We start from the raw sequence: 15,849 nt of genomic DNA, 5'->3' as shown, positions 1-15,849 counted from the left end.
TGGCCGAGCGCGAATCTGCGCTCAACACCCGGAGGTAATTGTCATGAAAGCTAAGTTTGCTAAATCCGCCCTCCTGCTCGCTGCCGCGGGCCTGATGGCGTTCGCACCTGGTGCGTTCGCACGCGGGTATGGCTACGGTGGTGGCTACCATGGCGGTTACGGCGGCTACCACGGCGGCTACGGCTACCGTGGCGGCTATCACGGCGGTTACTACGGCCGGGGTCACTACGACAACGCCGGTCGCTGGATCGCCGGAGCCATTGTGGCCGGTGCGGTCGTCGGCCTCGTCGCCAATGCCACGCAGCCGCGCACGGTCGTCTATGACGACGGCCCGGGCTATTACAGCCGCCCGGCAACGGTCGTCTACCAGGACGCCCCGGTCGTAACCCGTCGCGTAACCACCACCACGTATGTGGACGATGGCTACGGCACCACGCGCTACGTGCGTGATGATGGCTATTGATCTTCGCTGAGCAGGTGAGTGGTTGAAAAAGAAGCCCGGCTTATAGCCGGGCTTCTTTTTTGGCTTTCTTGTAGGAGCCGGCTTTCTTGTAGGAGCCGGCTTTGTGTGGGAGCCGGCTATGCCGGCGATGGGGTTGAGGCGGCGTGGCTATCGCCGCTGAAGCGGCTCCCACAGACAGCAGGGCACAGAAAGCCGACCGCCTTCTTTGCCTTTACGGTTTCGAACCGCTGGTGCCGGCGCCGGAGCCGCTGAGCTTCGCCTTCTTCGACATGGCCTGGTAGGTGGCCTTGTCGATCTGGCTAACCGACTGGATGCTGCACGGCGGGTCGTTGTTGATGCGGTCCACCTTCTCGGTCGGCGTGCCGCAGATGCGGAAGCCTCCGATCGCCTTGTTGCTCTCGGCGGTCTTGAAGCGGACACCCCCACCCAGGCCCATGCGCGGACACGCTACGTCGGTCTTGACCAGGAAGTGGTCGGGGCCTGTCGCGACGACGAGGGTCCGGTCGTCGATCACCTTCCAGTCGGTGATCCTGTCCGTCCGCATGCAGTCGTTGAACTCGAGGGGCTTGGTAGCCGGTGCAGGGCCGGCGGTGGGCGCCTGGTCGGCGGCGTGGGCGGCCACGGTGAGGAGCAGGGATGCGACAAACAGATGACGGACTTTCATGGCCGGGCTCTCCTTCGTATGAATCAGCACGTTAAGCCTGTTTGTGCCTCGAAACGAGCGAAAAGGCGGTCTCGGTGCACCTGCCGTTAAGGCGGCGGTCGGGTCCGATCACGTTCGTTGAACGTTTCCGCTGGCAAGGTTTCGGTAATGACTGACGAGTCCGTCGGCAGTGCAGGAAGACCCACCTTATGACCGTCCGACCGCTTGGCATCGCCCCCCACCCGCCGGCCAGCGCGGACCTCGCCCAACGCTTTCTCAACATCCGCCACCGTACGGCGGAGCTGGCGTCGCGACTGAAGCCCGAGGACACCGTGGTCCAGTCCATGCCGGATGCCAGCCCGACCAAGTGGCACCTTGCGCATACCACGTGGTTCTTCGAGCAGTTCATCCTGTCGCGCCACGCGGCCTATGTTTCGCCGAACCCGGAATGGCATTACCTGTTCAACTCGTACTACCAGTCGGTTGGCCCGATGCATGCCCGGCCGAAGCGCGGCCTGCTTACCCGGCCGTCGCTGGACGAGGTCCGGGACTATCGATGTCGCGTGGACGAGGCGATCGCCCGCCTGATCGCGCGCGGCGACGACGCAACATTGCCGGCCCTCATCGAACTGGGCGTACAGCACGAGCAGCAGCACCAGGAGCTCCTGCTCACCGACATCAAGCACGCCTTCGCGCAGAATCCGCTCGAGCCGGCGTTTGCGCCGGACGCGCCGCGCTCGTTGTCCATTGCCGCACCCGCCCTGGCGTTCGTGCCGTTCGACGAAGGTATCGTCGAGGTCGGATACGACGGTGACGGCTTCTCGTTCGACAACGAGGGCCCGCGTCATCGTACCTATCGGCAGGCGGGTTCTCTCGCCAATCGTCCGGTGACCAACGCGGAGTTCAAGGCCTTCGTCAGCGATGGAGGCTACCGCCAGCCCACGTTGTGGCTGGCCGATGGCTGGGCCACCGTGCAGGCCGAGCAGTGGCAGCGCCCCTTGTACTGGGACCAGGCGCTGGAGAGCGAATTCACCCTGCAGGGGCGCCGTGCGATCGACCCGCATGCGCCCGTGTGCCACATCAGCTATTTCGAAGCCGACGCGTTCGCGCGCTGGGCCGGTGCGCGGCTTCCCACCGAGGTGGAATGGGAAACCATGGCGGCAGCATTGCCCGTGCGCGGGAACCTTCAGGACACCGGGGCGTTCCAACCCCGTGCCGCCTCGTTCGAGACCCTGCTCGGGCAGATGTACGGCGACGTTTGGGAATGGACAATGAGCCCATATGTCAGTTACCCGGGATTCCGCACTTTGGCCGGAGCCCTTGGCGAATACAATGGCAAGTTCATGAATGGGCAGTGGATCCTCCGCGGAGGCTCTTGTGCCACGCCCGCCGACCACGTTCGTGCGACTTACCGGAACTTCTTTCCTCCCCATGCCCGTTGGCAGTTTTCGGGGATACGACTGGGAAATGATCGATGAGCGCTCAACCGAAAGACATCCGCGTAGACGACCGTCATCCGGATGTCGAGGACACGCTGCATACCGTTCGTCGTGGCCTCACCGCCAAGACGAAAAAGCTTCCTTCGCGGCTGTTCTACGATGAACGCGGGTCAGCGCTTTTCGAGGCGATCTGCGAGCAGCCCGAGTACTACCTCACCCGCACCGAGATCGCGATCATGCGCGAGCACGCGGGCGATATCGCCGACACGCTTGGCCCCGACGTGCGTCTGGTCGAATACGGCAGCGGTAGCGGCATCAAGACGCGCATGTTGCTTGAGCACCTGGTGACGCCTGTGGCATACGTGCCGGTGGAGATCTCGCGTTCGGCGTTGATGGAAAGCGTTGCCGAACTGGCCACGCGTTTTCCGGATGTCCCGATGCAGCCGGTTTGCGCCGACTTTACCCAACCGCTGCGTCTTCCCGTGGCTGCGCGTTCGCCGCGTCGCACGGCGATCTACTTTCCCGGTTCGACCATCGGCAACTTTGAGTCGAAAGAGGCGATCCGCATCCTTCGCCTGATGCGTACGGAGATGAGCGACGGCGGTGGCATCATCGTCGGCGTGGACCTCAAGAAGGATCCTGCCGAGATCGAGGCCGCTTACAACGATGCGGCAGGCGTGACGAACGACTTTACGCTCAATATGCTGGTTCGCCTGAATCGCGAGATCGGTACCGACTTCGACGTGAGTGCGTTCCGCCACCGTGCGCGTTACAACGCACTTGCCGGCCGTATCGAAACCGCCCTGGTGAGCACGAAGCGGCAGGACGTACACGTCGGTCATGACACCTTTGCCTTCCGCGAAGAGGAAGCCATGCACGTCGAGTACAGCTGCAAGTACTCGCTCGAGGACTTCGCGCAGATGGCGGCCAAGGCCGGGCTCAGCGTGGCGAAGGTCTGGATGGACGACGACCACCGCTTCAGCGTGCAGTACCTCGTGCGTTCAACGCCGGCGGCCTGAGCGCGGTTACCGATTCCTGCTTCGTGTGGGAGCCGCTTCAGCGGCGATGCTTTGGCTTCTCCCCAAGAGCATCGCCGCTGAAGCGGCTCCCACACAAAGCCTCAGGACGGGCGGCGGGCGCCTAGCGATACCAGCGTTTCCTGCGCCGTGCGAATACGCTCGGCGGAGCCAGGTAGCTCCATGATCACGCGTAGCTTGTCCTGACCGTCCATCTTGAAAATGCGCGGCTGGGTCTGGATCAGCCTGATCAGGGCGACCGGGTCGATGTCCGGTTTGTCGCGGAAGGTGATGCGACCGCCGCTGGCACCGAAGTCGACCTTGCGGATACCTAGCGGCGTGGCCATGAGCTTCAGCTGGGCGACGGCGAACAGGCACTTGGTCTGGTCGGGAAGCAGGCCGAAACGGTCGATCATCTCCACCTGTAGCTCGCGCAGGCCTTCGTCGTTGCGCGCGCTGGCGATGCGCTTGTACAGCGTCAGGCGCGCATGTACGTCGGGCAGGTAGTCGTTCGGGATCAGGGCGGGCAAATGCAGCTCTACCTCGGTCTCGTGCTCGGAGGTGAGATCGAAGTCGGGCACCTTGCCAGACTTCAGCGCGCGCACCGCGCGATCGAGCAACTCGGTGTAGAGGCCGAAGCCGATTTCCTGGATCTGGCCGGACTGTTCGTCGCCGAGCATTTCGCCGGCGCCACGGATTTCGAGGTCGTGGGTGGCGAGGGTGAAGCCCGCGCCGAGTTCCTCCAGTGAGGCCAGCGCTTCGAGGCGTTTCTCGGCGTCAGCCGTCATTGCCTTGCGATCGGGCACGATAAGGTAGGCGTAAGCGCGATGATGCGAACGACCCACGCGCCCACGAAGCTGGTGCAACTGTGCGAGACCGAAGCGATCGGCACGGTTGACCACGATGGTGTTCGCGGTAGGAATGTCGATACCCGATTCGATGATGGTCGTCGACACGAGCACGTTAAAACGCTGGCGATGGAAATCCGCCATGACCTGTTCCAGTTCGCGCTCCGGCATCTGGCCGTGGGCGACGCGAATGCGTGCCTCGGGTACCAATTCGCCTAGTTCACGCGCGACGCGCTCGATCGATTCCACTTCGTTGTGCAGAAAGTACACCTGGCCGCCGCGCGCCAGCTCGCGCTGGATCGCTTCACGAATCAGGGCGGGCTGGTAGGTGGAGATCAGCGTGCGCACGGCGGTGCGGTGCGCGGGCGGCGTGGCGATGATGGAAAGATCGCGCAGGCCGCTCATCGCCATGTTCAGTGTGCGCGGGATCGGTGTCGCAGTGAGCGTAAGCAGGTCGACTTCGGCACGCAGCTTCTTCAGCTGCTCCTTCTGACGCACGCCGAAGCGCTGTTCCTCGTCGACGATGACCAGGCCGAGGTTCTTGAAACGGATGTCGGACTGCAGCAGCTTGTGCGTGCCGACCATGACGTCGATCTGCCCGTCGGCGAGCCGCTCCAGTGCGGCATCGGTTTCTTTCTTCGACTTGAAGCGCGAGACCACGTCTACGCGCACTGGCCAGTCGGCGAAGCGGTCGGCGAAGTTACGGTAGTGCTGCTGGGCGAGCAGGGTGGTCGGTACCAGCACAGCGACCTGTTTGCCGGCGGTAGCTGCAGCGAAGGCGGCACGCAGGGCGACTTCCGTCTTGCCGAAGCCGACGTCGCCGCAGACCACGCGATCCATCGCGCGCGGCGCGGCGAGGTCGACGATGACGGCGTCGATAGCCGCCTGCTGGTCGGCGGTTTCTTCGAACGGGAAGGTCGCGGCGAATTCTTCGAGCATCTGCCGGTCGATCGACAGCGATTCGCCCTGGCGTGCCTCGCGCTGCGCGTAGATCGCGAGCAGCTCGGCGGCGACATCGCGGACTTTCTCCGCAGCCTTCTTGCGCGCACGTTCCCAGGCGTCGCCGCCCAGCGAATGCAGCGGCGCGAGTTCGGGTGCGGTGCCGGTATAACGGCTGACCAGGCCAAGCTGTGCGACGGGTACGTAGAGCTTGTCGCCCTTCGCGTATTCAATGGTGAGGAACTCACCCGGCATGTCGCCGACATCGAGCGACACCAGGCCCTGGTAACGACCCACGCCGTGGTCGATATGGACGATGGGCGAGCCGATGGATAGCTCGGTGAGGTCCTTGATGATGCTTTCAGGGTCGCGTGCGGCACCGACGCGCTTCTTGCGGTCGGTGCGCACGCGCTCGCCGAAGAGTTCGCGCTCGGTGAGCACCGTAAGCGCCGGCTTCGTCAGGGCAAAACCCTGCTCGAGCGAGGCGACGGTGATGGCGAAGCGTTCGTCCCTGGCGAGGAAGTCTTTCCAGTCGTCGACGTAGACGGGCTTCATGCCACCGGCGCCGGCGAGCTGCTCGATAAGGGCTTCGCGACGGCCGGCCGAGTCGGCGGCGATCAGAACGCTGCCCTTGTAGCTGGCAAGGAAGTGACGCAGCGAGGTGCCGGGTTCTTCGCCCTTGCGATTCAGTGGCACCTCGGGCGCGGGCATCGTGCCGAGGTCGACGGCATGCTCCTGGCCCTTCGGCACGACGTCGATGCGGACCTGCTTGTTGAGGCGCTCACGCAATTGTTCCGGCGGCAGATAGATTTCGGCGGGCGGCAGCACTGGGCGCTCGATATCATGCGCACGCTGGTCGTAGCGCTCGGACGTCTGCGTCCAGAACTGCTCGGCTGCATCGAGTACGCCGTCACCGAGGACGAAGAGGGCGTCACCGGCGATGTAGTCGAACAGGGTTTCCGTCACCGGGAAGAACAGCGGCAGGTAGTACTCGATGCCGCCGGGCGTCACGCCTTCCTTCATGTCCTGGTAGAGCGGGCAGCGCCGTGTATCGATGGGGAAGCGCTCACGCAGGTTGGCGCGGAAGTTCTTCGCGGCCTCGTCGGTCACCGGGAATTCGCGCGCGGGCAGCAGGTCGACGCTTTCGACCTGGTGTTGTGAGCGCTGTGTTTCGGTGTCGAAAGTGCGGATCGATTCCACTTCGTCGTCGAACAGCTCGACGCGATACGGTTCGTTCGCGCCCATCGCAAAGATGTCGATCAGCGCGCCGCGCACGGCAAAGTCGCCCGGTTCGCCCACCTGCGGCACGTTGCGGTAACCAGCGGCTTCCAGGCGGCGCTGTTCGGCACTGATATCGAGTTTCTGGCCCTTGCGCAGGACCAGGCCCGATCCGGTGATGTGGGTACGCGGCGCGATGCGCTGCATCAGCGTGGCGACTGGCACCACCAGCACGCCGCGCTTGATGCTCGGCAGGCGGTAGAGCGTGGCGATGCGCTGGGAGACGACTTCCGGATGCGGACTGAAGACGTCGTAGGGCAGGGTTTCCCAGTCAGGGAAGTGCAATACCGGTAGTTCGCCGGCGAACACGGCAAGCTCGCCTTCGAGGTTGTCGGCGCTGCGTGTATCGCGTGCCACGACCACCAGCAGGCCCTCGTGCGCCCGGGCCGCCTCGGCCACCTCCAGCGCCCACGATGAGCCATGGGGCACGGCCCAGTAGCGGCGGGTCTTGGCGTTGGCGGGGAGCGGCGGACGGGGGAGCGCTACAGGCATGAAGTCGGCTTGGCATCTGCGGGCAAGCCGCTGATTGTACTACCCGGGGGCGAAGGGGTTGTGTGGGCTTAGTCGGCGATATCCGGCTCGAAGAAGCTCCAGCGCACGTCCTTGAATTCCGCCTTGAAGTCGGCCTCGACGATGTTGATCGCCTCGATCATGGCCCTGGCGGTGGGCGCCGGCGCCATTTTGGCCTTGATCGCGACCATCACGTCCGTGCCCATCTGCACGGTCAGCAGGTTGTAGACGGAGTCGATCTCTTCGCGGGCACTGAGGAAGGCGACCATCTCCGCCCGGCGTTTGGGTTCGACGCCCTGGCCGATGAGCAGTGCTTTCACCTCGCGGGCCACGGCCACGGCTACGACGATGAGCAGCACGCCGATGGCGATGGTGCCGATCGCGTCGTAAACCAGGTTGCCCGTGAGAATGGTCGCAACCACGGCCAGCATGGCCAGGCAGAGGCCGATCAGGGCGGCGAGGTCTTCGCCGAAGATCACCAGCAGCTCGCTGGCACGCGTTTCGCGGAACCATTGCCAAAGGGGCTGGCCTTCGCGCGCCTTGTTCACTTCCTGCATGCAGCCGTGCATGGAAATGCCTTCGGTGACGATGGAGAAGGCGAGCACGCCGACCGCAAGCCAGGGCCATTTGAGTGGCTCGGGATTCGTCAGCTTATGCACGCCCTCGTAAAGCGAGAACATGCCGCCGACGCTGAATAGCAGGATGGCGACCAGGAACGACCAGAAGTAGAGCGCACGTCCCCAGCCCAGCGGGTAGTCCGGCGAGGGCGGGCGTTTGGCCTGCTTCATGCCGAGCAGGAGCAGCCCCTGGTTGCCGCAGTCGGCCGCCGAATGGACGGCTTCGGCGAGCATGGCGCCCGACCCGGTGAACAGGGCGGCGACCAGCTTGGCGATGAAGATGGCGAAGTTGGCTCCGAGCGCGAGGAAAATGGCGCGCTTCGAATCGGCATGTCCCGACATGTGGTTCCCTGTCCCGGTGATCGATCGAAAGATCTTACCGTATGACGCCGACACCCACGCCGAAGCTCACGTTCGGATGGCCGCCGGACATTTCCTTGGCCGTCCATACGTGGGACTGGTTCACTGCGATCAGGGGGAAGGTGTACGAAGCCTCACCGACATTGCTGGCGCGCGTGCCGTTGATGCGGCCGGCCACGGTCACCAGGCCACCCGCGGGATAGTCGAGGCTCTCGACGTAGCCCGGCATGGCCGCGATGAAACGACCGTTGCCGGTGTCGTTCGATTGCGGGCGCTGCGAGCCGTCGAGCGGGTAGGCGAGGATCTCAATTTCGCTGTGGTCGGCGAAATTGCGCACCTGCACGATGCGACCACCCCAGATGACGTCGGATGTGCCGTAGCGTTCCGGCTCGCGTGCCACCTGCGAGGGCGGTACCGCGACGTTGTTCGCCGTGGGCTTGTAGATCGGCGCGGGTGCACAGCCGGCGAGAGCCAGCGTGAGCAGGGCGGCAGGGACGGCTAGACGGACGACGTTCGGGCGCATGAGTCAGCTCCTGGCAGGTACCTGAACTTTAGCGCCGATGGAGTGAACGGGGGGAGTGCGGTCCGCGGGGCGGTTCTTCGTCCTTGTTGTCCTCGACCAGCCAGGTCAGCCGGTACTCGGACTCACCGGGCTTGCCGAGCAGTTTTGGCAGCATGCGCAGTGAGTCGCGGATCGTTTCATCCAGCTTCCACGGCGCATTGACGATGGCGATACCGGTGCCGTTGAGGGTCAGTGGCGAATTGTCCGGGCGCAGAAGCACTTCGGCGACGAGCACGCGCTTCGCCCCGCACTTGGTCAGCCAGCGGTGGAACGGCTGGACATGGCTGCGCACCTTGATGGGGTACCACACGGCGTACATGCCGGTCGGCCATTTCTCGAGGGCGGCCTTGAGCGTCTTCTCGATGATGCGGAACTCGGCTTCCTGGGCTTCGAACGGCGGATCGATCAGCACGAGGCCGCGCTTTTCCTTCGGCGGAACGAAGGCCTTGAGGGCTTCGTAGCCGTCACGTTCATGCACATGGATGCGCTTGTCGTGATGGAACAGCTGGCGCAGGGCGCCCGATTCGTCGTTTCGCGTATCCACCATCTGGGCGGTGTCGGTGGCGCGCATGAGGTGCGCGGCGAACCAGGGCGAACCCGGGTAGTAGCGGAGGGAGTCGTCACCTGGATTGCAGGCGCGCACGATCTCCAGCCATTTCCACAGCAGCGGCGGCAGGCCCGTGGCGGTCTTGAGAACGTTGACGCCGTCGTCGGCTTCGCCGGTCTTGCGGGCTTCGGTGCCGCGAAGGTCGTAACGGCCGCTGCCGGCATGGGTGTCGATGTAGCAGAAGGGCGAGGCTTTCTGCTTCAGCGAGTCGATCAGGGCCACGAGCACCATGTGCTTGAGGACATCGGCAAAGTTGCCGGCATGGTACGCGTGGCGGTAATTCATCGGGGCAGTATAGCGGGGCCGTGGACTGGCTCGCTTCTTGTGGGAGCCGCTTCAGCGGCGATGGGTGCTCGCGGGAGCATCGCCGATGAATCGGCTCCCGCATAGAGCCAGCCTCAGTAGGCGAGGGTGACCCGGTTTTTCACGGCATCGCCCTTCTCGACCCGGTCCAGCACGCCAATGGCGAAATCCGCGATCGAAATCCTGCTGTGGCCCTGCGCATCCGTCAGCAACTGCTCGCCACCGACACGGAAACTGCCCTTGCGCTCGCCCGGCGCGATCTCGGCGGCGGGGCTGATATAGGTCCAGTCGATCGGGGCTTTGCTGGCGCGGAAGACCTCGAGCGCATCGATCTGCGCATTGGCGGGAGTCTTCCAGGCCTCGGGGAAGCCCGGATCGTCGATGACGCGCACACCCGGCGCGGTTTCCAGGCTGCCGGCCCCTCCCACCCAGACGAAGCGGCGCACGCCACCAGCGGAAAGCGCGTCGAGCAGCAGCGTGGCCTGGCGAGGCACATTCGCCGGGTCGGCATGGTCGTTCAGGCTGGCAATGGCTGCCTCAGCGCCAGGCAAGGCGCCGGCGTACGACGTGGGCTGGGCGACGTCGCCCTGGACCACGGTCAGGGCGGCGTGCTTCGTGGCGAGTCTGGCCGGGTCTCGAACCACGGCAACCACCTGGTGGCCGCGGTTGAGGGCCTCGTCGAGGATCACGTTGCCGATATTGCCGGTGGCGCCGAACAGGACGATCTTCATAAGCGGTGGGGCCTGTAGAGAGAAAGGATGGGAGTAAGGATGCGCCCCGCATCGTTCCGGAAATACGCCCGCTGGAGGAATTCATCGTAAAGTATGGCTTTACGATGGATACGGGTGATGGCCGCCGAAATCAACCTCAACCGCCTCGGTGTCTTCGTCGCCCTGATCCGTGCGGGATCGTTCACTGAGGCGGCCCGGCAGCTGGGCACCACCAAGGCGATGGTCAGCCAGCACCTGGCCAGGCTGGAGGAAGAGCTCGGCGTGACCCTTCTCGTGCGCAGTACGCGGAAAATGTCGCTCACCGACGCGGGCGAGCGCTTCCATGAGGACTGCGCGCGCGTCCTTGCCGATGCCGAATCCGCCATCGCCCGCCTCGGTGAGTGCCGGGATACGCCCATGGGCGTGCTGCGCGTAGCTGCGGCAGGCGACCACGGGCCGGCGATCGTCGCGCCCGCACTGGCCGCCTTCGCCGAGCGCTATCCGCAGGTGAGCGTGGAACTGGTGGTCAGCGACAGCCTGGTCGACCTCATTGCCGAACGCTTCGACCTGTCGATCCGCCTGGGCTGGTTGCGCGATTCGAGCCTGCGTGCCGCGAAGCTGGCGAGCTTTCGCCAATGCCTCGTCGCCTCGCCGGCCTATCTCGCGGCACACGGCACGCCAGGCACACCCGACGCACTGGCGAGCCACCGATGGGTCGCGCTGACCGTGCTGGCCTCGCCCACCCGCTGGACCTTTGTCGACGCAAGCGGGGCCGAACATGCGGTGCAGATGCGCAGCGTAGCCAGCGCCAACAGTACGTTGGCTGCGCATGCGTTCGTCGTCGCCGGCATGGGCGCGTCGGTGCTGCCGGATTACGTGGTGGACGACGACCTGGCAGCAGGCCGGCTGGTGTCGTTGCTGCCCGACTTTCGCTTGCCCGAAGGCGGTGTGCATGCGGTCTATCCAGGACGCCAGCCCTCGGTAAAAGTGCGGGCATTCATCGACCTTCTACGTGAACGTCTGGGGTCGTGAGATACGCAGGGCTGGAATTCGCGAATTCCCGGTACGGCTGTCCAAGCCGATGGTGTGTCCTCGTGAAACGCTGCGGCCACGAACGACAGAGGTAATCGGTATGGAAAAGGGAGCCGCACCATGAAGGCTGCATGGATTTCCGACGCGGCAGGTGGTGACCTGTCCATTCGCGTGGGCGATACGGAGGCGCCCGCACATGCCGATGACCGCTTGCTGGTGAACGTGGAGGCCACGGGTCTGACCTTCGGTGAGCCGCATTGGGTTACCAATGGAACCATGGCCTTGCCGGACGGTTCGAAACGACCGCTCCCGGTCATCATCGGGCACGAGTTCGCAGGGCGCATCGCCCATGTCGGTGCCGCGACGAATGGCTTTTCAGTCGGCGATCGCGTGGTCGGGCTGATCGATTTCTGGCGCAACGGCGCCGCGGCGCAGCAGGCCAGCGTCCTGCCGTCGGAGATTACAGCGCTTCCTGATGCGGTCTCCGCGGTGGAAGCATCGACCCTCCCCATCGGTGCACTGACGGCCTGGCAGGCACTCTTTGATTTCGCCAGGTTGAAGGCCGGCGAGACGCTGCTGGTTCACGGCGGCGCGGGTGCGGTCGGCACGTTCGCCATCCAGATCGCCAAGGGCGTCGGTGCGCGCGTCATCGCCACCGCGCGCGGGGTCGAAGCCCTGGCGCTGTGCCGTGAACTGGGTGCGGACGAGGCGATCGACACAACAACCACTCGTTTCGAGGACGTGGCCGGGCCCGTGGATGTCGTGTTCGACACGGTGGGCCGCGACCTGCTCGAACGCAGCTGGCAGTTCGTCGAACCCGGCGCGCGCCTGGTCACCATTTCGGGTGAGGCCGAGGATGCACCTTCGCCGGAACGCGCGAAAAAGCTCGGCATCGAAGCGTTCTGGTTCATCGTCAAACCCGATCCCGCGCAGCTGGCGGAAATCATTCGCTGGGTAGCGGACGGGCGCATCACCGCGCAGGTCGATCGCACCTACCGTCTCGGCGAAGCACGGCAGGCGTTTCTCGACGCGGAGTCAAGGGCCAAGCGCGGTAAGACGGTGCTCACCGTCTAGCCGCGATCGCCCAGACGGTCAGCTCATCTGGTCGCCGCGGCGCAGGTTGATGTGCAGCGCCGTGGCGACGACCAGCATCGACTCATCGTCACTCGAGGAAGTGATCCAGCCGGCGGAGACGTCGTCGTCCGCCTCGCGCGACCACAGGGTATAGCCGTGCGGCTTGAGCTGGTCGTAGGCGCGGTTGAAGATCTCGGCGGCGTCGATGTCCTCATGGTACTCGTCGTCGTCCGGATCGCCGTCCCAATCCATGCTGACATCTTGGAAGCGCGATATCAGTTCCTGAAGCGCCTCGACCAGTGCACGCGTGTCGTCGGCATCCACTTCGAAGCTGGAGCGCCAGTCCGTTACCTGGCCGACCAGGCGAATGGGATCATCGTCACCCTGGTCTTCCACTTCGTTGCGATAGTCGCTGAACTGCTTCTTGGCGGCTTCCTCGTCGCCGGGGTTGATCATCAGGAGCAGCTGCCAGACGTGCTTTTCGACGGTGTCCTCGCTGTCGTCATCGTCGTAGTCGCGTTCTTCGTAGGATTCGTCGTCGTAAGAGCTCATGGGGATTGGCCTGTGGGACAGACCGTGATGATCGCACACCGGGGCAAAAACGCCCCGAAGACAGTTGGACGGCCATTCGCTGTGGTTGACAAAGCTGCGACGCAGTGCAACAAATAGCCCTCCAGGCCCTCTGCCAGGCAACCTACTCACCAGTGAACGCACTCAACCACAGCGCAAAGACCTCCCCGATGACGTTCACGGCCATGCCGTGTTGTTCGGTGGACTGCGCGTGTTGTTGTTGTCGACTGGCCTGAGTCGTCTTCACGTCCGGCGCCTGACGCCCTGACGTAGACATCGCGGCGCCGCCCGCGGTCCCTCTCCCTCCTCGTTCATCCGGTCGCCTGGCCGGCGTCGCGTTGTTGCGTCGCCGGGGGCGTTGCCGTCTTCCACACCCGGCGCCCGGAGGCGTCGGCGTCTCGACTCGTTCCCAGGGGAATCCACGTCCATGTTCGCTCTCGTTCCGCGTCGCCGCACACCCTTGTTTATCGCCGTTTCGCTGGCCCTGGCGGTCTCGGCGGGACCCGTCCTCGCGCAGGATGCCCCGACCGCGGACAAGCCCGAGTCCGCAAAGGCCAGCCAGCTCGATACCGTCATCGTCACTGGCACCCGCAGCACGGAACGCACGGTATCGAGCTCGCTGCAGCCGATCGACGTCATCACGCCGCAGCAGTTGCAGCAGAGCGGCGCGACCCAGCTCACCGCGGCGCTGGCGCGCCTGGTGCCCTCGCTGAGCTTTCCGCAGCCGACCACGATCAGCGGTGCGGAAGTGGCCCGGCCGGTGACCTTGCGCGGTCTCAGCCCCGACCAGGTCCTGGTGCTGATCGACGGCAAACGCCAGCACAGCGGCGCCTTCCTCAACCTGGGCGGCGCGATCGGCCGCGGTTCGAACCCGGTGGACCTCAACGCCATTCCGATCTCGGCGATCGAGCGGATCGAGGTGCTCCGTGACGGCCAGTCGGCGCGCTATGGCTCGGATGCCATCGGTGGCGTGATCAACGTGATCCTGAAGAAAGGCGGAGAGGGCGGCCAGGTGACGGCGAAGTTCGGCGGTTACGACGCAGGTGATGGCCTGCAGCGGCAGCTCAGTGCGGATACGGGATTCAAGCTCGGCGAGAAGGGCTCGATCCATGTCGCGATCGATACGCAGAACAACGACTACACCAATCGTGCCGGTCCCGACCAGACGCCGGCGGCGAAGGGCACGACATACAACCAGAAGGTTTACCGGCTCGGCGATCCCGGCGTGCAGTCGAACAAGGTGTCTTTGGTCGGGCAGTACGAGTTCAGCAAGGCGGCGGAAGTGTATTTCGAGGCGTTGTATCGCCGCGACCGCGATGAAACTGCCAGCCTCTACCGGCACCGCGGCGACTCCACCAACGTCGTTGCCATTTACCCCGAAGGCTACCTGCCGGTAAGCATTCCCATCGTCAGCGACACGACGCTCACGGCCGGTCTTCGCGGCGAGCTCGGCGATGGCTGGCATTACGACGTATCGGCCAGCCACGGCTCCAACGAATACGACCAGCGCAGCCAGTCGATCAACGCCGACTGGTACAAGACCTACGGCTATACGCCGTTCTTCATCCAGGGTGCCGATTACAAGACCAACCAGCAGGTCGGCAACGTGGATATCAGCAAGGAGTTCTCGCCGTCCTGGCTGGCCAACCCGGTGAGTGTTTCGTTCGGTGTGGAGTATCTGCGCCAGGCTTATAAGGTGACCCCGGGTGACGCCGTGTCGCAGTATGGGCCGAATGGCGGTATCACCGGGGACCTGCAAGGCAACTGGCAGCGTCACGATGTATCCGAATACATCGATCTCGAAAGCAACATCACCGACCGTTTCGCGCTGTCACTCGCCGGTCGCCACGAACAATACAGCGACTTCGGCGGGACGACGTCCGGCTCGCTTTCCGGTCGCTTCGATTTCACGCCGCGCGTGGCTTTACGCGGCAGCGTGGGCACCGGTTTCCGCGCGCCGACGCTTGTGCAGCAGCACTACGCCGATATTTCCCAGCAGCTGCAGGACCTCGGGCAGGGACAGGTGCTGGTCCAGTCGGGCACCTTCCCGGTGGATGCCCAGGCGGCGAGTCTTCTCGGCGCCGAGAAGCTCAAGCCGGAGAAATCGCGCAGCGCGACGCTGGGCCTCGTGCTCGAACCGCTCACCGGTTGGAACGTGAGCGTCGACGCTTACTGGATCAAGATTACCAACCGCATCAACCTGTCGTCGAACATCCCGGTCAACACCCCGGCGGTCAGCACCTATCTCCTGGCCAACGGCGTCGACGCCAATTACCAGTCGATCCGCTACTTCACCAACGCGGTGGACACGCGCACGCGCGGGCTGGACTTCGTCAGCCAGTACGCCTTCGACTTCGCCAACGGCGATCGCCTGAATACCACGGTGGGCTGGGCGTACAACGAAAATGAAGTGACCAGGGTGAAGCCGAACCCGGCGATCCTCGACGAACTGGGCGTGGCGGTGCAACGTGTGGAGCGTCGCGAGCGGCTCGGCCTGCTTGGTGACACCAATCCACGCACCAAGCTGGACCTCGGCTTCGATTACCTGCACGGTCGGTGGGCGGGCCATGCGAACGTACAGCGTTACGGCAACTACACCGTGTACAGCAACAGCGGTGTCGCGCTCGACCAGAACTTCGCGCATCGCTGGACACTGGACCTTTCGGCTGACTACAACCTCGACAACTGGACCTTCAGCGCCGGAGCGGACAACGCATTCAACGCGCGACCGGAACAGGTCAAGTATGCGAACTCCACCAACGGCAACTTCAAGTACAGCCTGTTTTCGCCCCTCAGCTGGAACGGGCGCTACTACTACGCCAGCGTGACCTACCGGTGGAAGTGATCACCGCCTCCGCTATAGTCGCGCCACCTGAAC

14 protein-coding genes are annotated in these 15,849 nt (G+C 64.4%); 6 read left to right on the top strand and 8 right to left on the bottom strand.

Annotation, left to right across the window (positions count from 1 at the left end; all coding sequences use genetic code 11):
• Window positions 1-43: 43 nt before the first annotated feature.
• Window positions 44-463 (top strand): hypothetical protein, encoded by a 420-nt coding sequence (locus C8J98_RS10920; protein WP_199229887.1) that lies wholly within the window; start codon window positions 44-46, stop codon window positions 461-463.
• A gap of 211 nt (window positions 464-674) precedes the next feature.
• Here C8J98_RS10920 and C8J98_RS10915 read toward each other — a convergent pair whose 3' ends face one another.
• A complete protein-coding gene (locus C8J98_RS10915; protein WP_107913228.1) occupies window positions 675-1,127 on the bottom strand; it encodes a DUF6491 family protein in 453 nt (150 codons plus the stop codon).
• Between the two features lie 188 nt (window positions 1,128-1,315).
• Here C8J98_RS10915 and egtB point away from each other — a divergent pair, with 188 nt between their 5' ends.
• Both egtB and egtD read left to right on the top strand, forming a co-directional pair.
• Window positions 1,316-2,584 (top strand): ergothioneine biosynthesis protein EgtB, encoded by a 1,269-nt coding sequence (gene egtB / locus C8J98_RS10910; RefSeq protein WP_107913227.1) that lies wholly within the window; start codon window positions 1,316-1,318, stop codon window positions 2,582-2,584.
• A complete protein-coding gene (gene egtD, locus C8J98_RS10905) occupies window positions 2,581-3,564 on the top strand; it encodes an L-histidine N(alpha)-methyltransferase (RefSeq protein WP_107913226.1) in 984 nt (327 codons plus the stop codon). The genes egtB and egtD overlap by 4 nt, the downstream gene beginning before the upstream one ends.
• A 101-nt stretch (window positions 3,565-3,665) precedes the next feature.
• Here egtD and mfd read toward each other — a convergent pair whose 3' ends face one another.
• The 5 genes from mfd to C8J98_RS10880 all read right to left on the bottom strand — a co-directional run bounded on the left by mfd (window position 3,666) and on the right by C8J98_RS10880 (window position 10,316).
• Entirely contained in the window at window positions 3,666-7,118 is a 3,453-nt protein-coding gene (gene mfd / locus C8J98_RS10900; protein WP_107913225.1) for a transcription-repair coupling factor, read from the bottom strand.
• Window positions 7,119-7,186: 68 nt separating this feature from the next.
• Window positions 7,187-8,095: a cation diffusion facilitator family transporter gene (locus C8J98_RS10895; protein WP_107913224.1), complete on the bottom strand. Its 909-nt coding sequence runs from the start codon at window positions 8,093-8,095 to the stop codon at window positions 7,187-7,189.
• A 34-nt stretch (window positions 8,096-8,129) separates the two neighbouring features.
• Window positions 8,130-8,636, bottom strand: coding sequence for a Slp family lipoprotein (locus tag C8J98_RS10890; protein ID WP_107913223.1), 507 nt, complete (start codon window positions 8,634-8,636; stop codon window positions 8,130-8,132).
• A 28-nt stretch (window positions 8,637-8,664) separates the two neighbouring features.
• Complete coding sequence (gene rlmJ, locus C8J98_RS10885; protein WP_107913222.1) at window positions 8,665-9,567, bottom strand: 23S rRNA (adenine(2030)-N(6))-methyltransferase RlmJ; 903 nt, start codon at window positions 9,565-9,567, stop codon at window positions 8,665-8,667.
• Window positions 9,568-9,680: 113 nt separating this feature from the next.
• The gene (locus C8J98_RS10880) at window positions 9,681-10,316 is read right to left on the bottom strand and encodes an NAD(P)H-binding protein (RefSeq protein WP_107913221.1); all 636 of its coding nucleotides are present in this window, start codon (window positions 10,314-10,316) and stop codon (window positions 9,681-9,683) included.
• Window positions 10,317-10,433: 117 nt separating this feature from the next.
• Between C8J98_RS10880 and C8J98_RS10875 the strand changes: the two genes are divergently transcribed.
• On the top strand, window positions 10,434-11,327 hold the full coding sequence (locus tag C8J98_RS10875) for a LysR family transcriptional regulator (protein WP_233260196.1): 894 nt from the start codon (window positions 10,434-10,436) through the stop codon (window positions 11,325-11,327).
• A 120-nt stretch (window positions 11,328-11,447) separates the two neighbouring features.
• The gene (locus C8J98_RS10870; protein ID WP_107913219.1) at window positions 11,448-12,401 is read left to right on the top strand and encodes an NADP-dependent oxidoreductase; all 954 of its coding nucleotides are present in this window, start codon (window positions 11,448-11,450) and stop codon (window positions 12,399-12,401) included.
• A gap of 18 nt (window positions 12,402-12,419) precedes the next feature.
• On the opposite strand, the gene C8J98_RS10865 is transcribed toward C8J98_RS10870, so the two are convergent.
• Together C8J98_RS10865 and C8J98_RS22485 are read right to left on the bottom strand one after the other, a co-directional pair.
• Window positions 12,420-12,953, bottom strand: a complete 534-nt coding sequence (locus C8J98_RS10865; RefSeq protein WP_107913218.1) for a hypothetical protein — start codon at window positions 12,951-12,953, stop codon at window positions 12,420-12,422.
• A 142-nt stretch (window positions 12,954-13,095) separates the two neighbouring features.
• Window positions 13,096-13,218, bottom strand: a complete 123-nt coding sequence (locus tag C8J98_RS22485) for a hypothetical protein (protein ID WP_255417736.1) — start codon at window positions 13,216-13,218, stop codon at window positions 13,096-13,098.
• Between the two features lie 180 nt (window positions 13,219-13,398).
• On the opposite strand from C8J98_RS22485, the gene C8J98_RS10860 reads away from it, so the two are divergent.
• Window positions 13,399-15,816: a TonB-dependent receptor gene (locus C8J98_RS10860; RefSeq protein WP_107913217.1), complete on the top strand. Its 2,418-nt coding sequence runs from the start codon at window positions 13,399-13,401 to the stop codon at window positions 15,814-15,816.
• The last annotated feature ends 33 nt before the right edge of the window (window positions 15,817-15,849 follow it).

It is taken from the genome of Luteibacter sp. OK325, from assembly GCF_003050935.1.
Taxonomy (GTDB): Bacteria; Pseudomonadota; Gammaproteobacteria; order Xanthomonadales; family Rhodanobacteraceae; genus Luteibacter.
This window is presented reverse-complemented; position numbering and strand designations above follow the sequence as displayed.